Source organism: Parabacteroides johnsonii DSM 18315, from assembly GCF_025151045.1.
In the GTDB taxonomy this organism is placed as follows: Bacteria; Bacteroidota; Bacteroidia; order Bacteroidales; family Tannerellaceae; genus Parabacteroides; species Parabacteroides johnsonii.
Genome location: NZ_CP102285.1, coordinates 4,302,568 through 4,318,425 on the forward strand (window position 1 = coordinate 4,302,568; position 15,858 = coordinate 4,318,425).

Consider the following 15,858-nt stretch of genomic DNA (forward strand, 5'->3'; position numbering starts at 1 on the left):
ATTATTCTAAACTTAAACCTGATACTTTATATTCTACTTTGTAGCTTCGGCAATCGACTGAACCATAACCTGCGCAATAGGCTCCTGCATCATTTTCGTCATGGGCCAACGCTTCAATATTCTGAAATGCCAGACTGTCCAATGTGTTTGTTTCATTATTGTAAAACAGGCTGCACACAGCCACCAAACAACTTGCAATAAAAAGCAATTTTAATACTGTTTTCTTTTTCATGTTCCTTTTTTTGAGCGTAAAAGTAATCTTCCGATTTAAGATTGCCAACTAAAAGTGGAAACACTTTGCTGTTTCCGGTGAAATGTTGCCAAAGTGTTGATTTTGCTTGTTCGTTTTGTTACTTTTGTCTCGCAAATGAGATGAAAATGGAAAAACATAGATTTATTATAGTCTTTGGAGGGACATTGATTTTAACGATTTTGGTTGTGTTTTTATCTTGTTATTACTTTTTTCAAATTAAAAATGAGCAGATTCTTAAAGCAACTTATCTTTTTAGTCATGCAGTCGATCTGGAAAAGGAACTGATGCAACCGAAGTTTGTCTCTTTTCCAAAATCAGATACCGACATTTCTTCTGATTCTACTGTTATCGAAAGCGAAAAGGGAAAAGTTGTTTTTCAGAAAAATAAGCAGGCGGACAGTCTTGCTTTGATCGATAAAAGAGAATGGTTTTTTCAGATGTTCATTTCATTCAAAAATCCCAATCGTGCCTTTACCCTCGACAGTCTTTTCCAAGAAGAACTAAAGCGTGAAGGCATAATTGCCCAGACAGCCGTTTCTTTTTCACAAGGTGACAGCCTTGTCAGTTGTTCGAATAAGCCGTTATCTCAGGCAGGGATCGCTTTGGAGCCTATTGTCTTTGGTGTAGAACATGATCAAAGACAAATAAAACTACAAGCGTATGTCCTGTTTTCCCATTCCTATTTATTTAGCCGGATGCCTCTGATTTGGGGGCTGATTTTATTGTGGTGCATTCTTGTTATTATAATGTATATATGGCAACGCCGCAAAAAGGTGGAGCATAATAAAGCGGTTGTTACTCCTGTTACGGCCGTACCGGCAGTGCTTTCTTCGGATGCTTCGGAGTGGATAGAGATAGCGCAGGATGTTTTTTTCTGCAAGAAAACGGGAGAATTGAAAGATCGGGATCATAAAGTTTTTTTGGCAAGAAACCGTTTACGTGCTTTTATCTGTTTTTGGGAAGCTCCGGATCATACTGTCAGCTATCCTGTTTTTTGTAATGATGTGTTAGGGCGGCCTTTGAGCGAAGATGAATCGACAGAAGAAAATAGGCAGCTAAACCGAGCGATAAAGAAATCTATGACGCAAACCATAATGCGACTGCGAGAAGATTTGATGACTTTTCCGGAGTTGTCTATTGAAAATGCTTCCGGTTTATCTTATCGCCTGAATATTGGAACTGTCCGGGAGAGCAACGTAGGGTTGGCAGAATGTGAATCTGATGTTCTTTAGATATGTTAAAATGTACAATATCCCTCTGCTAAATAGTTATATTGGACATTTGTTTGTATTTCAGTCCTTTATTAGATTTTGTGTTTCTTAAAAAATATTACCTCTGCGGGTAATTTAAAAAATATGGGGTAGAAAATCAAAATAGATGCGGTAGAGTTTCGATTTGGACTAATGGGTGTTTTGATAATCTATACAATAAGGTGTGGAATGGCAATAAGGAGGTAACCGAATCATTGATGTATGCTTTTGTTTTTATGAGAAACATAGCAGGAAAAACAGGAAATTACTATCTTTGTTGTATTGCGAGTTGAATGCACAGCTCCAACAATTTTGAAAGGACAGCCATGAGCAATAAGATTTATCCGATAGGTGTACAAAATTTTGAGAGCCTCCGCCAAGACGGTTATTTTTATATCGATAAAACCGAGTTTATCTACCGTCTTGTCAAGTCGGGACGTTACTATTTCCTGAGCCGTCCGCGCCGTTTCGGAAAAAGCCTGCTCATATCAACGCTCGAAGCCTATTTTCAAGGTAAGAAGGAGCTATTCGAAGGCTTGGCGATGGAGCGGTTAGAGAAAGACTGGTCACAATATCCGATCCTGCATCTGGATTTGAATGCACGCCAATACGACAGGCCGGAATCTCTGCTCGAAGAATTGAACAAACATCTTGAGATTTGGGAACAGACGTACGGCAGTCCGTATGGTGACCGTAAACCGGAAGAGCGTTTTTACCAAGTTATTCGCTGTGCATATAAAAAGACCGGCCAGCGGGTTGTGGTCCTTGTGGACGAATATGACAAACCGCTGCTTCAGGCAATCGGGAATGCGGAATTGCAGGAGGCTTACCGTAATATCCTAAAAGCTTTCTATGGGGTTTTGAAATCAACGGATGGCCATATTCAGTTTGCTATGCTGACGGGGGTGACCAAATTTGGAAAAATAAGCGTATTCAGTGATCTGAACAACCTGGACGACATTTCCATGCGCGAACCTTATGTCAATCTCTGCGGAATTTCCGAACAGGAAATACACGATAATTTGGAAGAAGAGATCCATGAGTTGGCAGAACTCCAAAACATGACCTACGAGGATGTTTGTGTTAAACTCAAGGTGTATTACGACGGTTATCATTTTGTGGAAAATACGATAGGCGTCTACAACCCGTTTAGCTTGCTCAATACATTTAAATATAATAAGTTTGGCAATTATTGGTTCGAGACCGGCACACCGTCCTATTTGGTCATATTGTTGAAACAAAGCCATTACGATCTGGAACGTATGGCTAATGAAGTTACCAGCTCGGACATCTTGAACAGTATTTATGAAGATTTGAATCCTATCCCGCTCATTTACCAGAGTGGCTACTTGACAATCAAGGGGTATGACGAGGAATTCGGAGTTTATCGGTTAGGGTTTCCCAATCGAGAAGTGGAAGAGGGGTTTATCAAATACTTAATGCCTTTCTATACCAGTGTCGATAAAGTAGAATCTACTTTTGAAATACAAAAATTCGTCAATGAAATCCGTAAAGGGCAACCTGATGCATTTTTGCGGCGCTTGCAAAGTTTCTTGGCTGATACACCGTACGAACTGGCTCGCCAATTGGAATTGCATTACCAGAATGTTCTTTTTATTGTTTTCAAATTGGTCGGTTTTTATGCGCAGGTCGAATACCACACCAGTGTGGGGCGTATTGATTTAGTTTTGAAGACGCAAGATTATATTTATATTATGGAATTTAAGTTGGAAGGGACTGCACAAGATGCATTGAAGCAGATTAACGAAAAGCAGTATGCACTCCCGTTTGCTACTGATCCCAGAAAACGATTCAAAATCGGAGTGAATTTCAGTAACAGGTTGCGGAATATCGAAGAGTGGATTATTGAAGAATAAATTTGATTTCTTATGCCTTATTGTCAATAAAATATTTTTTTACATTTGGAGCTGTACAAGACAAGTGCTCTTTTCCAGTAAGTAAAACGGTGTTTTATGCATTGATTGGCCACTTTGTTTCCATGACGACCGTCTTTATTGCCATGACAAGGGATTTTATAGGCATGAAGACGGTCGTCATTATATATGATCTCGGCAACTTACGGTAACGAAGACGGTCGTCATAGGGAAATTCTGTGCTCCTCGCTGGAAAAAAGCGGAAAATGCTTTTGGCGTAAATGTATGTGTCATGGATGTTGTTCGGAAATATTCGGCTCTCAGAGAGTTGAGGTTTTTCACATTGTTACTGTTTTGCTGTTTTAGGGTGGCACAATGGAGTCGGAACGTGGACGAGTTGCCGGATCCATGACATTTGTTGCCACCCTGAAACAGATTAATCGTACAAAGTGTCAGATTGAAATGACGCACTATTTCAGGTGAAATAGAAAAATGGCAAAAAAAGAGGTTATTGTATTATTCTTCAATAATCCACTCTTCAATGTTCCGCAGTTCGTTACTGAAATTAATCCCGATCTTGAATAATTTTCTTGGGTCGGAAGCGAATGGAAGTGCATACTGCTTTTCGTTAATTTGCTTAAGCGCTTCCTGAGCAGTACCTTCCAATTTGAATTCCATCACATAGATGTAGTCATTTGTTTTCAATACCAAATCGACACGTCCCCTGCTTGTGTGGTATTCGACTTGCGTATAAAAACCGACCAGTTTGAAAACGATGAAGAGGACATTCTGGTAATGCAATTCCAATTGGCGGGCCAGTTCGTATGGGGTGTCTGCAAAGAAACATTGCAGGCGTCGGAGGAACGCATCGGGTTGGCCTTTACGGATTTCACTGACGAATTTCTGTATTTCGAAGGGAGATTCTACTTTGTTTATACTCGTATAGAAAGGCATCAGGTACCGTACAAAGCCTTCTTCTACTTCGCGATTTGGGAAACCTAACTGGTAAATGCCGAATTCTTCATCATAACTTTTAATGGTCAGATACCCGCTTTGATAGATTACGGGGATAGGGCTCGACGAGTCTGCATAAATGCTGTTCAGTACATCCGAGCTGGTTTCTTCGTTTGCCATGCGTTCCAGATCGTAATGGCTTCGCTTCAACAGTTCAACCAAATAAGACGGTGTGCCTGTTTCGAACCAATAGTTGCTGAACTTATTATATTTAAATGTGTTGAGCAGGCTGAACGGGTTATATATGCCGATGGTATTTTCTACGAAATGATAACCGTCGTAATACTCTTTGAGTTTGATACAAACATCCTCGTATGTCATGTTTTGGAGTTCTGCTAATTCATGGAGTTCTTCTTCCAGATTGTCGTGTATCTCCTGTTCGGAAACCCCACAAAGATTGACGTATGGCTCGCGCATGGAAATATCGTCTAAATTGTTCAAGTCGCTGAATACGCTTACTTTTCCGAATTTGGTTACGCCGGTTAGCATACCGAATTTGATATTGCCGTCCATCGTTTTCAAAACTCCGTAGAAAGGTTTCAGGGTGTTACGGAATGATTGTTGGAGCTCTTCATTGCCTATAGCCTGTAACATCGGCTTGTCATATTCGTCCACAAGGACTACGACGCGTTGGCCTGTCTGTTTGTTGGCTCGTTCGATGACTCCAGCGAAACGGAGGGAAAAAGAACGTTCGGATGGATTGGCTCCATACAGGCTTTCCCAACCGGCCAATGTTTTTTCAAGCATATTATCGAGGCTTTCCTGACAATCGTATTTCTCGATATTCAGGTCCATGTGCAAGATCGGATGCTCGATCCAGTCTTTTTCCAGTTTTTCCATGGCAAGCCCTTCGAACAGTTCTTTCTTGCCTTGGAAATAGGCTTCGATCGTGGATATGAGCAGGCTTTTCCCGAAGCGGCGGGGACGGCTCAGGAAATAGTAGCTGCCGGTTTTGATAATCCGGTAGATAAGTTCGGTTTTATCGATATAGAAATAACCACCGGTTCGAAGTTTTTCGAAGTTTTGTATGCCTATCGGATAAATTTTATTGCTCATAACGTTCCTGTTTTATTCATTTAAACTGTGCATTCAGTTCGGAATACAACAAAGATAGTAATGTTTCTTTGCGTAGCCAAGCTTGTCGGACTGATATAGCCTAAATTATACCTTCTAAATTCAAATAAGCAAACACAAGGAAATATTAAAAAAATTCTATTATACAGGGATTATCTTCTGCATGGCAATTTATCTTATTGCCGAACTTGTCAAAAAGATCGTTCCCGTACTCGGATAGTTGTTCGGGATTAGCATATAGCAAGACACTGTTGTCACTGTCGGCCACCGATATAGTGGAGAGTACGGAGCCATAAGTAAATTCGGTTGATACGGCCTGCCCGTTTTGGATTTTGGTCAGGAAGTTTTGCCCATTATTGTGCGTCTGTACCCAGATAATATCGCGTAGTGAAACGAGGTTGTTAATGTATGAACCTTGGTTGGCTTTCAGGATAAAATCCATTCCGTCGATCTTGAAAGACTCGAGTAGTTGTTCTTTTGAAAGATATGATTGATCTTGGGTAAATACCCCCTCCCTGAATGTTTCCGTTTCGGAGTTAAATGCTACATACGTGTTAGATATCCCTAACTGGAATAGATAGTCTGAACCACATGCTATGAACTGTACGGGACGGAACATAATGAAAGGAATTTCTTTTTTCAGATAGTCGGAAAGTATCTTCCCTTCTTTATCGGTTAAAGTGAGTGTATTTTCATTTTGTCCGGTTACCAACAGGATATGCGAGTTATCCAGTCTTTTGAATTTGTGGATAACATAGGAATAGGGTATTTTGAATTTAAATGATAAATCAGCTGCATCATACACTTTCAGGCTTATATTATCTGAAATCCAGATTTCAGTAGTTCCCTCTGTTTCACAGATATCGAAATCCTCGATACGCTGATATTCTTCCGGCCCTTGCCCTTGTTTAGACAGTACGGATACAAATTTTCCCTTTTCATTAAAGTGCAGGATTGATTGCCCGCCGGATGAAGAAATATAATAGTGGCCTTTGAATTTTTTTATTTTGTCTATTTGCCCGACCAGACACTCGGAAGTGGTTTCCAGAGGTGTAATCTCACTTTTATCCGTAAATAAATCGGACCATCGGGGATGCATCTCCTTTGGGGTGGGAAAATTCTCCAATAGAATTTTCTCCTCTTGCTTTTTTTCCGTACAGGAAAGGTATAAGCATAATAAAGTGACGAGTAAAAAGACGGTTCTATTCATAATTTTTATTCTTTTATTTCGATAGTTAGTAATATCCAGCTGTTCCCGTCGGGAGATAATGCCGGTAATAACCTTTGGATGGCCGGATAAGTGCATTTGATATTCTGGTAATGTTCGGCAAGCTCCTTTTCCTGGACGAGCACATATAAATTCTTGCCGTCGGAACCGATAAATGGATTATAAGAGATGGGCATGAAGTTGTCAAACAAACGGTTGAAGGAATATAGAACATTATTTTTCAGATTGATAGAACAGAAATCTTCCCGCTTGCCGACTAATTTAAAGAATAGTTTGCCGGAAGCCTGGTTGAAGCTATAATGAGAATAAATGTACTTTCGCTTTGTGATGATTTCCGACATTTCCTGATCTTCTCCAGGACCGTATGGATGTTTGTCTTTTGTTAGGAAATCTCCGTGGAAATCGAGAAAAAGGAAGGGATAGACAGCTCCTTTTTGCTGATTATAAGAATAGATCGTATCTATATCATTAGGAAAAATGAATAAATTATTCGCCTTCTCATCTTGTGCATATATATTTTGCGGGGCAGATGGCCATTCTTCTTTTCCCCATTTCGGAAGGAACAGCTTATTTATAGATTTGAAATCTGTTAGTGCAAGAAAATGACCTTCAATGCTTCCTCGGCTGTTGCATGTGCCCCCTGAGTAAACGAGGAAGTTTTGCTGTCCAACCGGTATGAGGTTGGCGCAGGGAAAAGGTAAAGATACCCTTTTAATGGGTGTCCCGTCCAATTTGAATTTATTGATTATTTTGAAACGGCTGACGACCCACAATTCTTCTGCATCCGGTATGATGGCCATCGAGATAACGAGAAGCGCATCGGCAAAAGTCAGTTCTTTAACGAGTTGTCCGGATTTATCGAAGATCACTACTTTATTTCCGGCAATTGTCCTACCCATTATGTAGAGACGGTCCTTATGTGTAGTCATGGTTATGCCATAATCAAACAAGTTGGATTCCAGTCGAGTACAGGAGATGTTTTTTACCAGGTTGTCAAAATTGATTGTTTTATACTCGGACATATCTATTCGCGTCACCGTATTGTGCTCTTTGTCCGATTGGATAGGAATCGTACTGCCCTTTGCATAACAACAAACGGTGAAAAATAGAATAAGTATTTTTATTTTCATGGTCATGTTGTGTAGACTTAAGTTTCTCTAACAGGTTATTACAAATGTACTATAAATAATTTGAGTTTGTTATATTTGTAACAATAATAAACTTCAACTGTTTTTAGTAGAGTAAAGATTCGGATTATGAGGCTTTTTTCGGGAATACGGGAGCGTGTGGATGCTTTTCTTCATGATGAAAAATTGAAGAAGAAGCTGTATATCATTATATTCGAATCAGATACTCCAATGGGAAAACTGTTCGATACCTGTCTGATCGGGTTTATTATCGCAAGCGTATTGGTTGTGGTATTGGAGAGCATACGGTCTTTTTCATATCATTATACGTTGGGATTACGGATATTGGAGTATGTGTTTACGGCTTTCTTTACTTTTGAGTATCTGGTTCGTATCTATTGCTCGCCAAAACCCAAAAAGTATATTTTCAGCTTTTTCGGGATCGTGGATCTGCTGTCGACATTGCCGGTCTATCTGAGTTTTTTCTTTGCTGGTACTCGTTATCTGCTTGTGATCCGTGCATTCCGGTTGATTCGTGTTTTTCGTGTATTTAAGCTATTTAACTTTCTGAAAGAAGGTAATATGCTATTGAAGTCGCTCCGGATCAGCGCACCGAAGATATTTGTGTTTTTCTTTTTTGTCCTGATCTTGGTGACTTCGATCGGTACGATAATGTATATGATAGAAGGAAATCAGCCCGGTACGCAGTTCAATAATATTCCGAACAGCATCTATTGGGCGATCGTGACGATGACGACTGTCGGCTACGGAGACATAACGCCTGTGACACCTGTCGGGCGTTTCCTGTCGGCGATCGTGATGTTGATCGGTTATACGATTATCGCTGTCCCGACAGGGATTGTGTCGGCAACAATGGTAGGGGAACAGCGTAAAAAAAATAGGATGGAATGTCCGCATTGCCACCGGACGGGACATGAAGAGGAAGCCGAATATTGCAAATATTGCGGTTCGAAATTGGATCAGGAAGAAACAGGGAAATGATAATTTTGTATATTTGCCCCCCGATAGACAGATCAATGTAATTTTTCTTAATAGTTTAATTTTAATTCATTTTATTATGAAACGAATTGTGTTTTTATTGTTCTCAGTTTTCTGTGCATGTGCACTTAGTGCACAATCTCTTAACACGCTGACTCCGAAAGAAGAAAAGCAGGGATGGGTATTACTTTTCAATGGTACGAACCTGGACGGATGGACTTCGGTCGGCAAGAATGTTCCTCCTACAAACGGATGGACGGTAGAAGACGGTATCCTGACTGTCAACAAAAAAGGTGAAAAACGGGGTGGTGACATCATTACGAAAGACGAATATTCCGATTTCGACCTTTGTTTTGAATTCCGCTTGACAAAAGGCGCTAACAGCGGGGTGAAGTATTTCTTTACCAAATATGACGAAGGAGGCTGGTTAGGGCAGGAGTTCCAAGTCCTGGATGACGACAACCACCCGGATGCCAAATTAGGACGCGATGGAAACCGTAAGACTGCTTCTCTGTATGACATGATTCCGGCGGGCAAAAAACAGCTGAATCCGATCGGAGAATGGAACCAGGGACGTGTTGTAGCTAAAGGCAACAAGGTGACTCATTACCTGAACGGAAAGAAAACTGTCAGCTACGACCGTTCGAGCGAAGCTTACAAAAAGATTTGGGAAATGAGCAAGTACAAAAAGTCGAAGCCGATGTTTGGTAGTGTAAAGCAGGGCCATATCCTTTTGCAGGACCATGCTGACGAGGTTTCTTTCAGAAATATCAAGATTCGGAATCTGTCAAAATAATTATTATCTTTGTCGCCATTTGATATAAATAATTAAGAAAGAAAATGGAAACAGTAGTAAGTGGCATTCGCCCAACGGGTAATTTGCATCTGGGGAATTACTTCGGAGCAGTAAAAGGATTTTTGCAAATGCAAAATGAGTATAATTGCTTTTTCTTTATTGCAGACTGGCACTCGTTGACTACACATCCGCATCCCGATAATATCCGTAATAGTGTAAAGACAATTCTGGCTGAATATCTGGCTTGCGGCATCGACCCGGAAAAAGCGACCATCTATCTGCAGAGCGATGTGCGCGAAATTCCCGAACTGTATCTGTATTTGAATATGAATGCGGGGATCGGTGAGTTGATGCGTACTACTTCTTTCAAGGATAAGGCGCGCCAGCAGCTGCACATTGACCGTGTCAACACCACAGAAGGCGATGTGGAAAAGGAAATTTTCAACGAGGGGAACAAACATAGCGTAAGCGCTGGTTTGCTGACCTACCCGACTCTGATGGCAGCCGATATCATTATCCATAAGGCAGTGAAGGTGCCGGTTGGGAAAGACCAGGAGCAGAATATGGAAATGGCCCGCCGTTTTGCCCGCCGTTTTAACGCGACTTACGGAGTCGAATGTTTCCCGGAACCTGCCTCTTTCTATTATTCCAGTAAGGCGATCAAAGTGCCCGGATTGGACGGATCCGGCAAGATGGGAAAGAGCGAAGGAAATGCGATCTACCTGATTGACGATGAAAAGACAATCAAGAAGAAGGTGATGAAAGCTGTGACGGATGCCGGTCCGACGGAGCCGAACAGTGTGAAACCTGAGCCGATTGCCAATCTGTTTACGATGATGGAGATCGTATCGACGAAAGATACTTTCGATTTCTTCAATGAGAAATACAACAATTGCGAGATCCGTTACGGAGATTTGAAAAAGCAATTGGCTGAAGACATCAATAATTTCTGCGCCCCGATTCGCGAACGTATTTTGGACATTCGTTCCAACGAAGACTATTTGGCGAAAGTAGCCCGTATGGGGGCCGAAAAAGCAAGCGAGAGCGCTGCGAAAACGTTGCGTGAAGTGCGCGAGATTATCGGATTCAGAGGATAAATTTATTCCGGTTTACATATTGAGACATAGATCACGCCGAACTTACGGATTAATTAAAGCCGTACAGTCTGTGTGATCTATGTCTTTTTTATGTGCGTATGATAGTAATATTGTGCGATATAATTTATTAAAAACATAATAAAGAACCTGAAAATCGGATTATTAAGTGAAAAACTACTTTACTTTGCAGTGAATAGAGACAAATAACAAATGTATGGCGGCAATATCTGCGGGAGAGTTTGAACGTATTTTCAAGGAGCTGTATAAGCCCCTGTGTTTGTTTGCACTCCGTTTTACAGAAAAAACGGAAGATGCCGAGGACGTCGTGCAGCAGGCTTTTGCCGATGTTTGGGATAAAAACAGCCATAATGTGGTAATTGCTAACTTTAAGTCCTATCTCTACCAGGCGGTACGGAATCGTTCCCTTACGCTTATCGCCCAATCTTCCGATACGTTACAGACGACAGAATGTCTTGCCGATATAGAGGATCTGTCGGAAGAGGAACAGATATATCAATCGGAACGGGATGCGCGCCTCTGGGCGGCTATCGACGAACTGCCTGCCGAACGGAAGAAGATATTTCTGCTTTCCAAGCGGGACGGACTGAAATATCAGGAGATTGCAGAAGAGTTGCATATTTCCATTAAAACAGTTGAAAACCAGATAGGAAAAGCGTTAAAGACTTTGCGGGAAACTGCTGTGCGGATTTATTGTTTCTTTTTTTCTTGAATGAGTAGGGGTTTTTTCAGATTTCCTGTCTTAGTGATAGAATGGTTAAAATGTTTATGTATCACTAATGCAAAAAAGAGAGATGAAGAAATTCGTGTTATTTGTGATGTTGATGATGGGTGTGGTATCAGTGAGCGCACAGCGGTGGTCGCTGACACCGGAAGTAGGGATGATGGCAGTCAAGAGAGGTGGAGATGTCTATATCAATGAACAGAAGCCGACTTGGAATACTCGTTGGAAAGTCGGGGTTGGTGTGGAGTTTGCCGTCAGACCGGATCGTTTTTCATTGAAATCAGGTTTGTATTATACCCAGCGGGGATATTCGAGACATTCGATTTTGTTTGGGAGTGTTTACCCGACGACTGACGATCAATCGAAACCTACTTTTAATGAAAGTTATTATAAAACGAATCGTCATTTTTTGCAGGTTCCGTTGATGGCAAATTTGTCATTCCGTTTAGCGGAGAATGTACGGTTGAATCTGGCAGCCGGTCCTTATGTCGCTTATTCGGTGGGAGATAAAAATATAGGTAAGTATAATGAATATACGCCGGGTTATAGTGGTGGTTACGGAAGCTATGGCTTTAACTATTATGGTGGTAACGGTGGTTATCTGTATGGTGACGGATGGATAGGGCAAGGTTTTAGTTATGAGAGTCGGACGCATGATAATCCTTTTGACTGGGGACTTTCGTTTCAGGCAGGATTGGAAATTGGTTCCTGTGTGATGAGCGTCGGTTACGATGCTTCTTTAGGCAAGGAATATGACTATGATTCAGTCGACTTAAAATATCATACCTTCAGCTTGTCTGTCGGGTATAAATTCAAATTAGGAAAATAAACAATGGAGAGTGCTGTGGCAATTGTCCATTGTCAATTATCAATTGTCAATTGAAATGATGAACAACGAGCAAGATGATAGATTTGAAAAACGCCTTCGTTTTGTAGCCCGGCGCTACAAAGAGGGAAGCTTGGATGAGGATAAGGCTTGGGAGCGGTTTGTTTCCCGACAGGGAATCCGTCGCCAGGTCGCTTTCCGCCGTTATTGGATGGCGGCTGCCTCTGTTATGCTCTTGCTTATTGGATTCGGCACTTTTTATATGAAAGAGCGGAATAATCCCGAATGGGTATCTGTCGTTACTGTATCGGGGCAGCTGAAAGATGTTTATTTGCCGGATAGTACATTGGTATCGATGGCCGGAAATTCGACACTCCGGTATGATGTGAAGAAATATGGAAAGGAAAGGCGTGTAGTGGAGATGACCGGAAAAGCTTTTTTCCAGGTGAAGAGGAACGAGGCACGCCCCTTTTCCGTTCATACGGCTATGACGGAGGTGACGGTTTTGGGTACCAGTTTCCAGATAAGCGAACAACCGGGAATGACGGAAGTCGATGTTGTGACGGGAAAAGTGCGTTTTGCAGCCGGGAAGGAGCCTGAACCGGTTATCCTGACGGCGGGAATGTCGGCCTCTTATTCGAATGAAAAGAAAGAAATAGATATCCTGAAGGAAGAGAATCCGAATCATCTTTCCTGGAAAACGAAGCAGTTAAGGTTCAACGATACGCCTTTGGAGAAGGTGATCAGGGATCTGAACGAGTATTACCAGGTAGAGATCACCAACAAAGTGGATTCGCCGGATTCCAGGCTGACCGCTACATTCAACGATTTGCCTCTTGACGAAGTCCTGCTGGTTATCAATCAGACGTTAGATATCCGACTGGTTCCCCGGAAGGATAAGTAAAAAAAGAACTTATGTATCGTGTTTACCTATTTGTCATCGGGATTTGTATGTGTTGCCCGTTGATCAGGGCGAAAGAGCCATTGTCCCTGTTGGTGGATCCGACTCCTACTGTTACGCTGGATATGAAGCGGGTGCCGTTACAGGATATTTTGTTAGAGATCGAAAAGCAGACCGGTCTGTTTTTTTCCTATGAATCGTCGATGTTGAAAGAATTTCGCCATGTTTCGTTAACGGTGCGCGACGAGTCTCTTTCCTATTGCCTGAAACGGCTGTTCGGCCCTTTACCTCTTGTTTACCGGATGACGGGGCATTATGTGATATTGAAACGGAAACCCCGGCAATATACTATCAGCGGGTTTGTGCGGGATTCCGCGTCCTATGAGAGCCTGATTGCGGCAACCGTGGTGGAGCGTTCTTCCGGGAAAGGGTCGGTTTCCAATAATTACGGTTTTTATAGCATTACGTTGCCTCCGGGGAAAGTGGTGCTGTCTTCTTCTTATGTTGGCTACGAGCCCTGTTCCGTTACATTCGAGTTGACCCGAGACACGATGATCGATCTCTCCCTATCGCCTGCCGGGGTACTGGGGGAAGTCGTGATAAAAGGAATTTCTCCCCGGTCGGATGTTTTGAACAGTCGGGTAGGGGTGTCGGATGTTCCGGCAAGCCGGGTGAAATCGTTGCCGGCCCTGTTGGGCGAAACGGATGTTGTCAAGACTTTGCAACGGCTACCGGGTGTGACCGGAGGAACAGAAGGCATGAGTGGCTTGTTTGTGAGGGGAGGCGATGGCGACGATAACCTGTTTCTGCTTGATGGAAATCCGGTCTATCATACAGACCATGTGCTAGGCTTCTTTTCGGCTTTCAATCCGGATGCAGTGAAGAATGCCACTTTTTATAAAGGAAGTTTTCCGGCGGAATACGGCGGGAGACTTTCTTCTGTTATAGATGTGCGTACGAACGAGGGAAACCGGAAAGAATATCACGGGAATATCTCGGTCGGCTTGCTGGCGGCGAGGGCCAATCTCGAAGGGCCGATCATCAAAGATAGGTCTTCATTCAACGTGTCGGTGCGGCGTACCTGGATGGAACTGATCACTTGGCCGGTCATGACGGCTGTGAACAAGAAGGCCGATACCGAAGTGAAAGGCGGATACCATTTCTACGACATGAATGCCAAAATCGATTATTCTTTTACGGACCGCAGCCGTGCCTATCTGAGCTTTTACATGGGAAGCGACAGTTACCGTAACGGCGAGGACTCGAAAGACATACATGGCGAAGATCGGGACTTCCGCTGGCGTTGGGGAAACCTGATCGGGTCTGCCGGGTGGAACTACCTGATCAACCGGAAACTGTTTGCCACTTTTACCGGAGGATATACCCGCTATCGTTCACATATTATCCAAAAGCAAAATGCATTTGTCTCTTCGGCAGATAAGAGCGGACAGGTCTATTTCCAGGAAGGGCATTATCGTTCGGCTATGGAAGATGTGAATCTGAGAGCCTCTTTCGATTATCGCCCGAATGTCGACCACCGGATCCGGATGGGAAGTGATTACCTGTTCCATCTTTTCCGTCCCGAACAGAGCAATATGAGTTCTTGGTATAAGGATTCGGTTGTTTCGCAAATGAATAATACGGTCTTTTCGCATTCCTTGATTCATGGCCACGAGGTTTCCCTGTATGCTGAAGACGAAATGTTACTGACCGATCGGTTGCGGGTGAATGCCGGGCTGCGCTTTACCCTTTTCCACGTACAAGGAGAGACGTATCAGTCGTTCCAGCCTCGTTTTTCCGCCCGCTACCTGTTAGGGCGGAACCTGTCGGCAAAAGTGTCCTATACGAAGATGAACCAATATATCCATTTATTGTCCAACAGTTATATCAGTCAGCCGACGGATATTTGGGTACCGGTTACCGGGAATATCCGTCCGATGCATGCGCACCAGGTGACGGGTGGCCTCTTTTGGCATTATAAAGGATTGGATTTCTCTGCTGAAGGCTACTACAAACGGATGAATAATTTGGTGGAATATAAGGATAACGGTCCGGTTTTACCCTCTTTTGCAGGCTGGGAAGACCGGGTTGGAGTGGGCAAAGGGCGTTCTTACGGTCTGGAACTGATAGTACAGAAAAAGACCGGGCGGTTTAACGGATGGATCGGGTATACACTCTCCTGGTCCGACCGCTGGTTTCCGGATGGAACGGTCAACAAGGGGCATCGTTTCCCCTCCAAATACGACAACCGGCATAAGGTCGATATCGTTACTTCCTACAAACTGTCTAAAAAGGTGGAACTGACGGCAGCCTGGATGTATAAGTCCGGTAATCACCTGACGATTCAGGACGTGCAATACCGTCCGTTGCCGGAGCTGACGGAGCGTGGCTACCGGGAGGAGCTTGGGTGGGGATATGGCCAGAACGCGAGTTCGCGCAACAATTACCAGCTTCCGGCTTACCACCGGCTTGATTTGGGCGTCAATTTCTATCGGTATAAGAAGAACGGGCGTATGGGAATCTGGAACCTGAGCCTTTGCAATGCTTATTTTAAGGCGAATCCTTTTTCGGTCCGTCCTGTTTATTATCAAACGGAAAAGGGCCGGGAGGTTGTGTTGGAACAGACCTTGTTGTTCCTTTTTGTCCCTTCCATCTCTTACACATATAAATTCTGATG

At 42.9% G+C, this 15,858-nt stretch carries 13 protein-coding genes; 9 read left to right on the top strand and 4 right to left on the bottom strand.

Annotated elements, in window-relative coordinates; translation table 11 throughout:
* Position 1: 1 nt before the first annotated feature.
* Positions 2 to 232 (bottom strand): NVEALA domain-containing protein, encoded by a 231-nt coding sequence (locus tag NQ564_RS17540; RefSeq protein ID WP_039848373.1) that lies wholly within the window; start codon positions 230 to 232, stop codon positions 2 to 4.
* 146 nt (positions 233 to 378) lie between these two features.
* Here NQ564_RS17540 and NQ564_RS17545 point away from each other — a divergent pair, with 146 nt between their 5' ends.
* Together NQ564_RS17545 and NQ564_RS17550 are read left to right on the top strand one after the other, a co-directional pair.
* Positions 379 to 1,485, top strand: a complete 1,107-nt coding sequence (locus tag NQ564_RS17545) for a hypothetical protein (RefSeq protein ID WP_227963184.1) — start codon at positions 379 to 381, stop codon at positions 1,483 to 1,485.
* 344 nt (positions 1,486 to 1,829) lie between these two features.
* Positions 1,830 to 3,380 (top strand): ATP-binding protein, encoded by a 1,551-nt coding sequence (locus NQ564_RS17550; RefSeq protein WP_039848454.1) that lies wholly within the window; start codon positions 1,830 to 1,832, stop codon positions 3,378 to 3,380.
* A 513-nt stretch (positions 3,381 to 3,893) separates the two neighbouring features.
* Here NQ564_RS17550 and NQ564_RS17555 read toward each other — a convergent pair.
* From NQ564_RS17555 to NQ564_RS17565, 3 genes are all read right to left on the bottom strand, one after another.
* Positions 3,894 to 5,447, bottom strand: a complete 1,554-nt coding sequence (locus NQ564_RS17555; RefSeq protein ID WP_039848372.1) for an ATP-binding protein — start codon at positions 5,445 to 5,447, stop codon at positions 3,894 to 3,896.
* 145 nt (positions 5,448 to 5,592) lie between these two features.
* Positions 5,593 to 6,675 (bottom strand): 6-bladed beta-propeller, encoded by a 1,083-nt coding sequence (locus NQ564_RS17560; RefSeq protein ID WP_008153032.1) that lies wholly within the window; start codon positions 6,673 to 6,675, stop codon positions 5,593 to 5,595.
* A gap of 5 nt (positions 6,676 to 6,680) precedes the next feature.
* A complete protein-coding gene (locus tag NQ564_RS17565) occupies positions 6,681 to 7,823 on the bottom strand; it encodes a 6-bladed beta-propeller (protein WP_227963185.1) in 1,143 nt (380 codons plus the stop codon).
* 126 nt (positions 7,824 to 7,949) lie between these two features.
* Between NQ564_RS17565 and NQ564_RS17570 the strand changes: the two genes are divergently transcribed.
* The 7 genes from NQ564_RS17570 (at position 7,950) to NQ564_RS17600 (ending at position 15,856) form a co-directional block, all read left to right on the top strand.
* Positions 7,950 to 8,822, top strand: coding sequence for an ion transporter (locus tag NQ564_RS17570; protein WP_008153029.1), 873 nt, complete (start codon positions 7,950 to 7,952; stop codon positions 8,820 to 8,822).
* A gap of 76 nt (positions 8,823 to 8,898) precedes the next feature.
* A complete protein-coding gene (locus NQ564_RS17575; RefSeq protein WP_008153027.1) occupies positions 8,899 to 9,615 on the top strand; it encodes a 3-keto-disaccharide hydrolase in 717 nt (238 codons plus the stop codon).
* 44 nt (positions 9,616 to 9,659) lie between these two features.
* Positions 9,660 to 10,712 carry a tryptophan--tRNA ligase gene (trpS, locus tag NQ564_RS17580; RefSeq protein ID WP_008153025.1) on the top strand — a complete coding sequence of 351 codons (1,053 nt, stop codon included), beginning with the start codon at positions 9,660 to 9,662 and terminating at the stop codon, positions 10,710 to 10,712.
* Positions 10,713 to 10,926: 214 nt separating this feature from the next.
* Positions 10,927 to 11,442, top strand: a complete 516-nt coding sequence (locus NQ564_RS17585; protein WP_008153022.1) for an RNA polymerase sigma-70 factor — start codon at positions 10,927 to 10,929, stop codon at positions 11,440 to 11,442.
* Positions 11,443 to 11,524: 82 nt separating this feature from the next.
* Positions 11,525 to 12,283, top strand: a complete 759-nt coding sequence (locus NQ564_RS17590; RefSeq protein WP_008154070.1) for a porin family protein — start codon at positions 11,525 to 11,527, stop codon at positions 12,281 to 12,283.
* A 55-nt stretch (positions 12,284 to 12,338) separates the two neighbouring features.
* Positions 12,339 to 13,184 (top strand): FecR family protein, encoded by an 846-nt coding sequence (locus NQ564_RS17595; protein ID WP_008153018.1) that lies wholly within the window; start codon positions 12,339 to 12,341, stop codon positions 13,182 to 13,184.
* Positions 13,185 to 13,195: 11 nt separating this feature from the next.
* The gene (locus tag NQ564_RS17600; RefSeq protein WP_039848371.1) at positions 13,196 to 15,856 is read left to right on the top strand and encodes a TonB-dependent receptor; all 2,661 of its coding nucleotides are present in this window, start codon (positions 13,196 to 13,198) and stop codon (positions 15,854 to 15,856) included.
* The last annotated feature ends 2 nt before the right edge of the window (positions 15,857 to 15,858 follow it).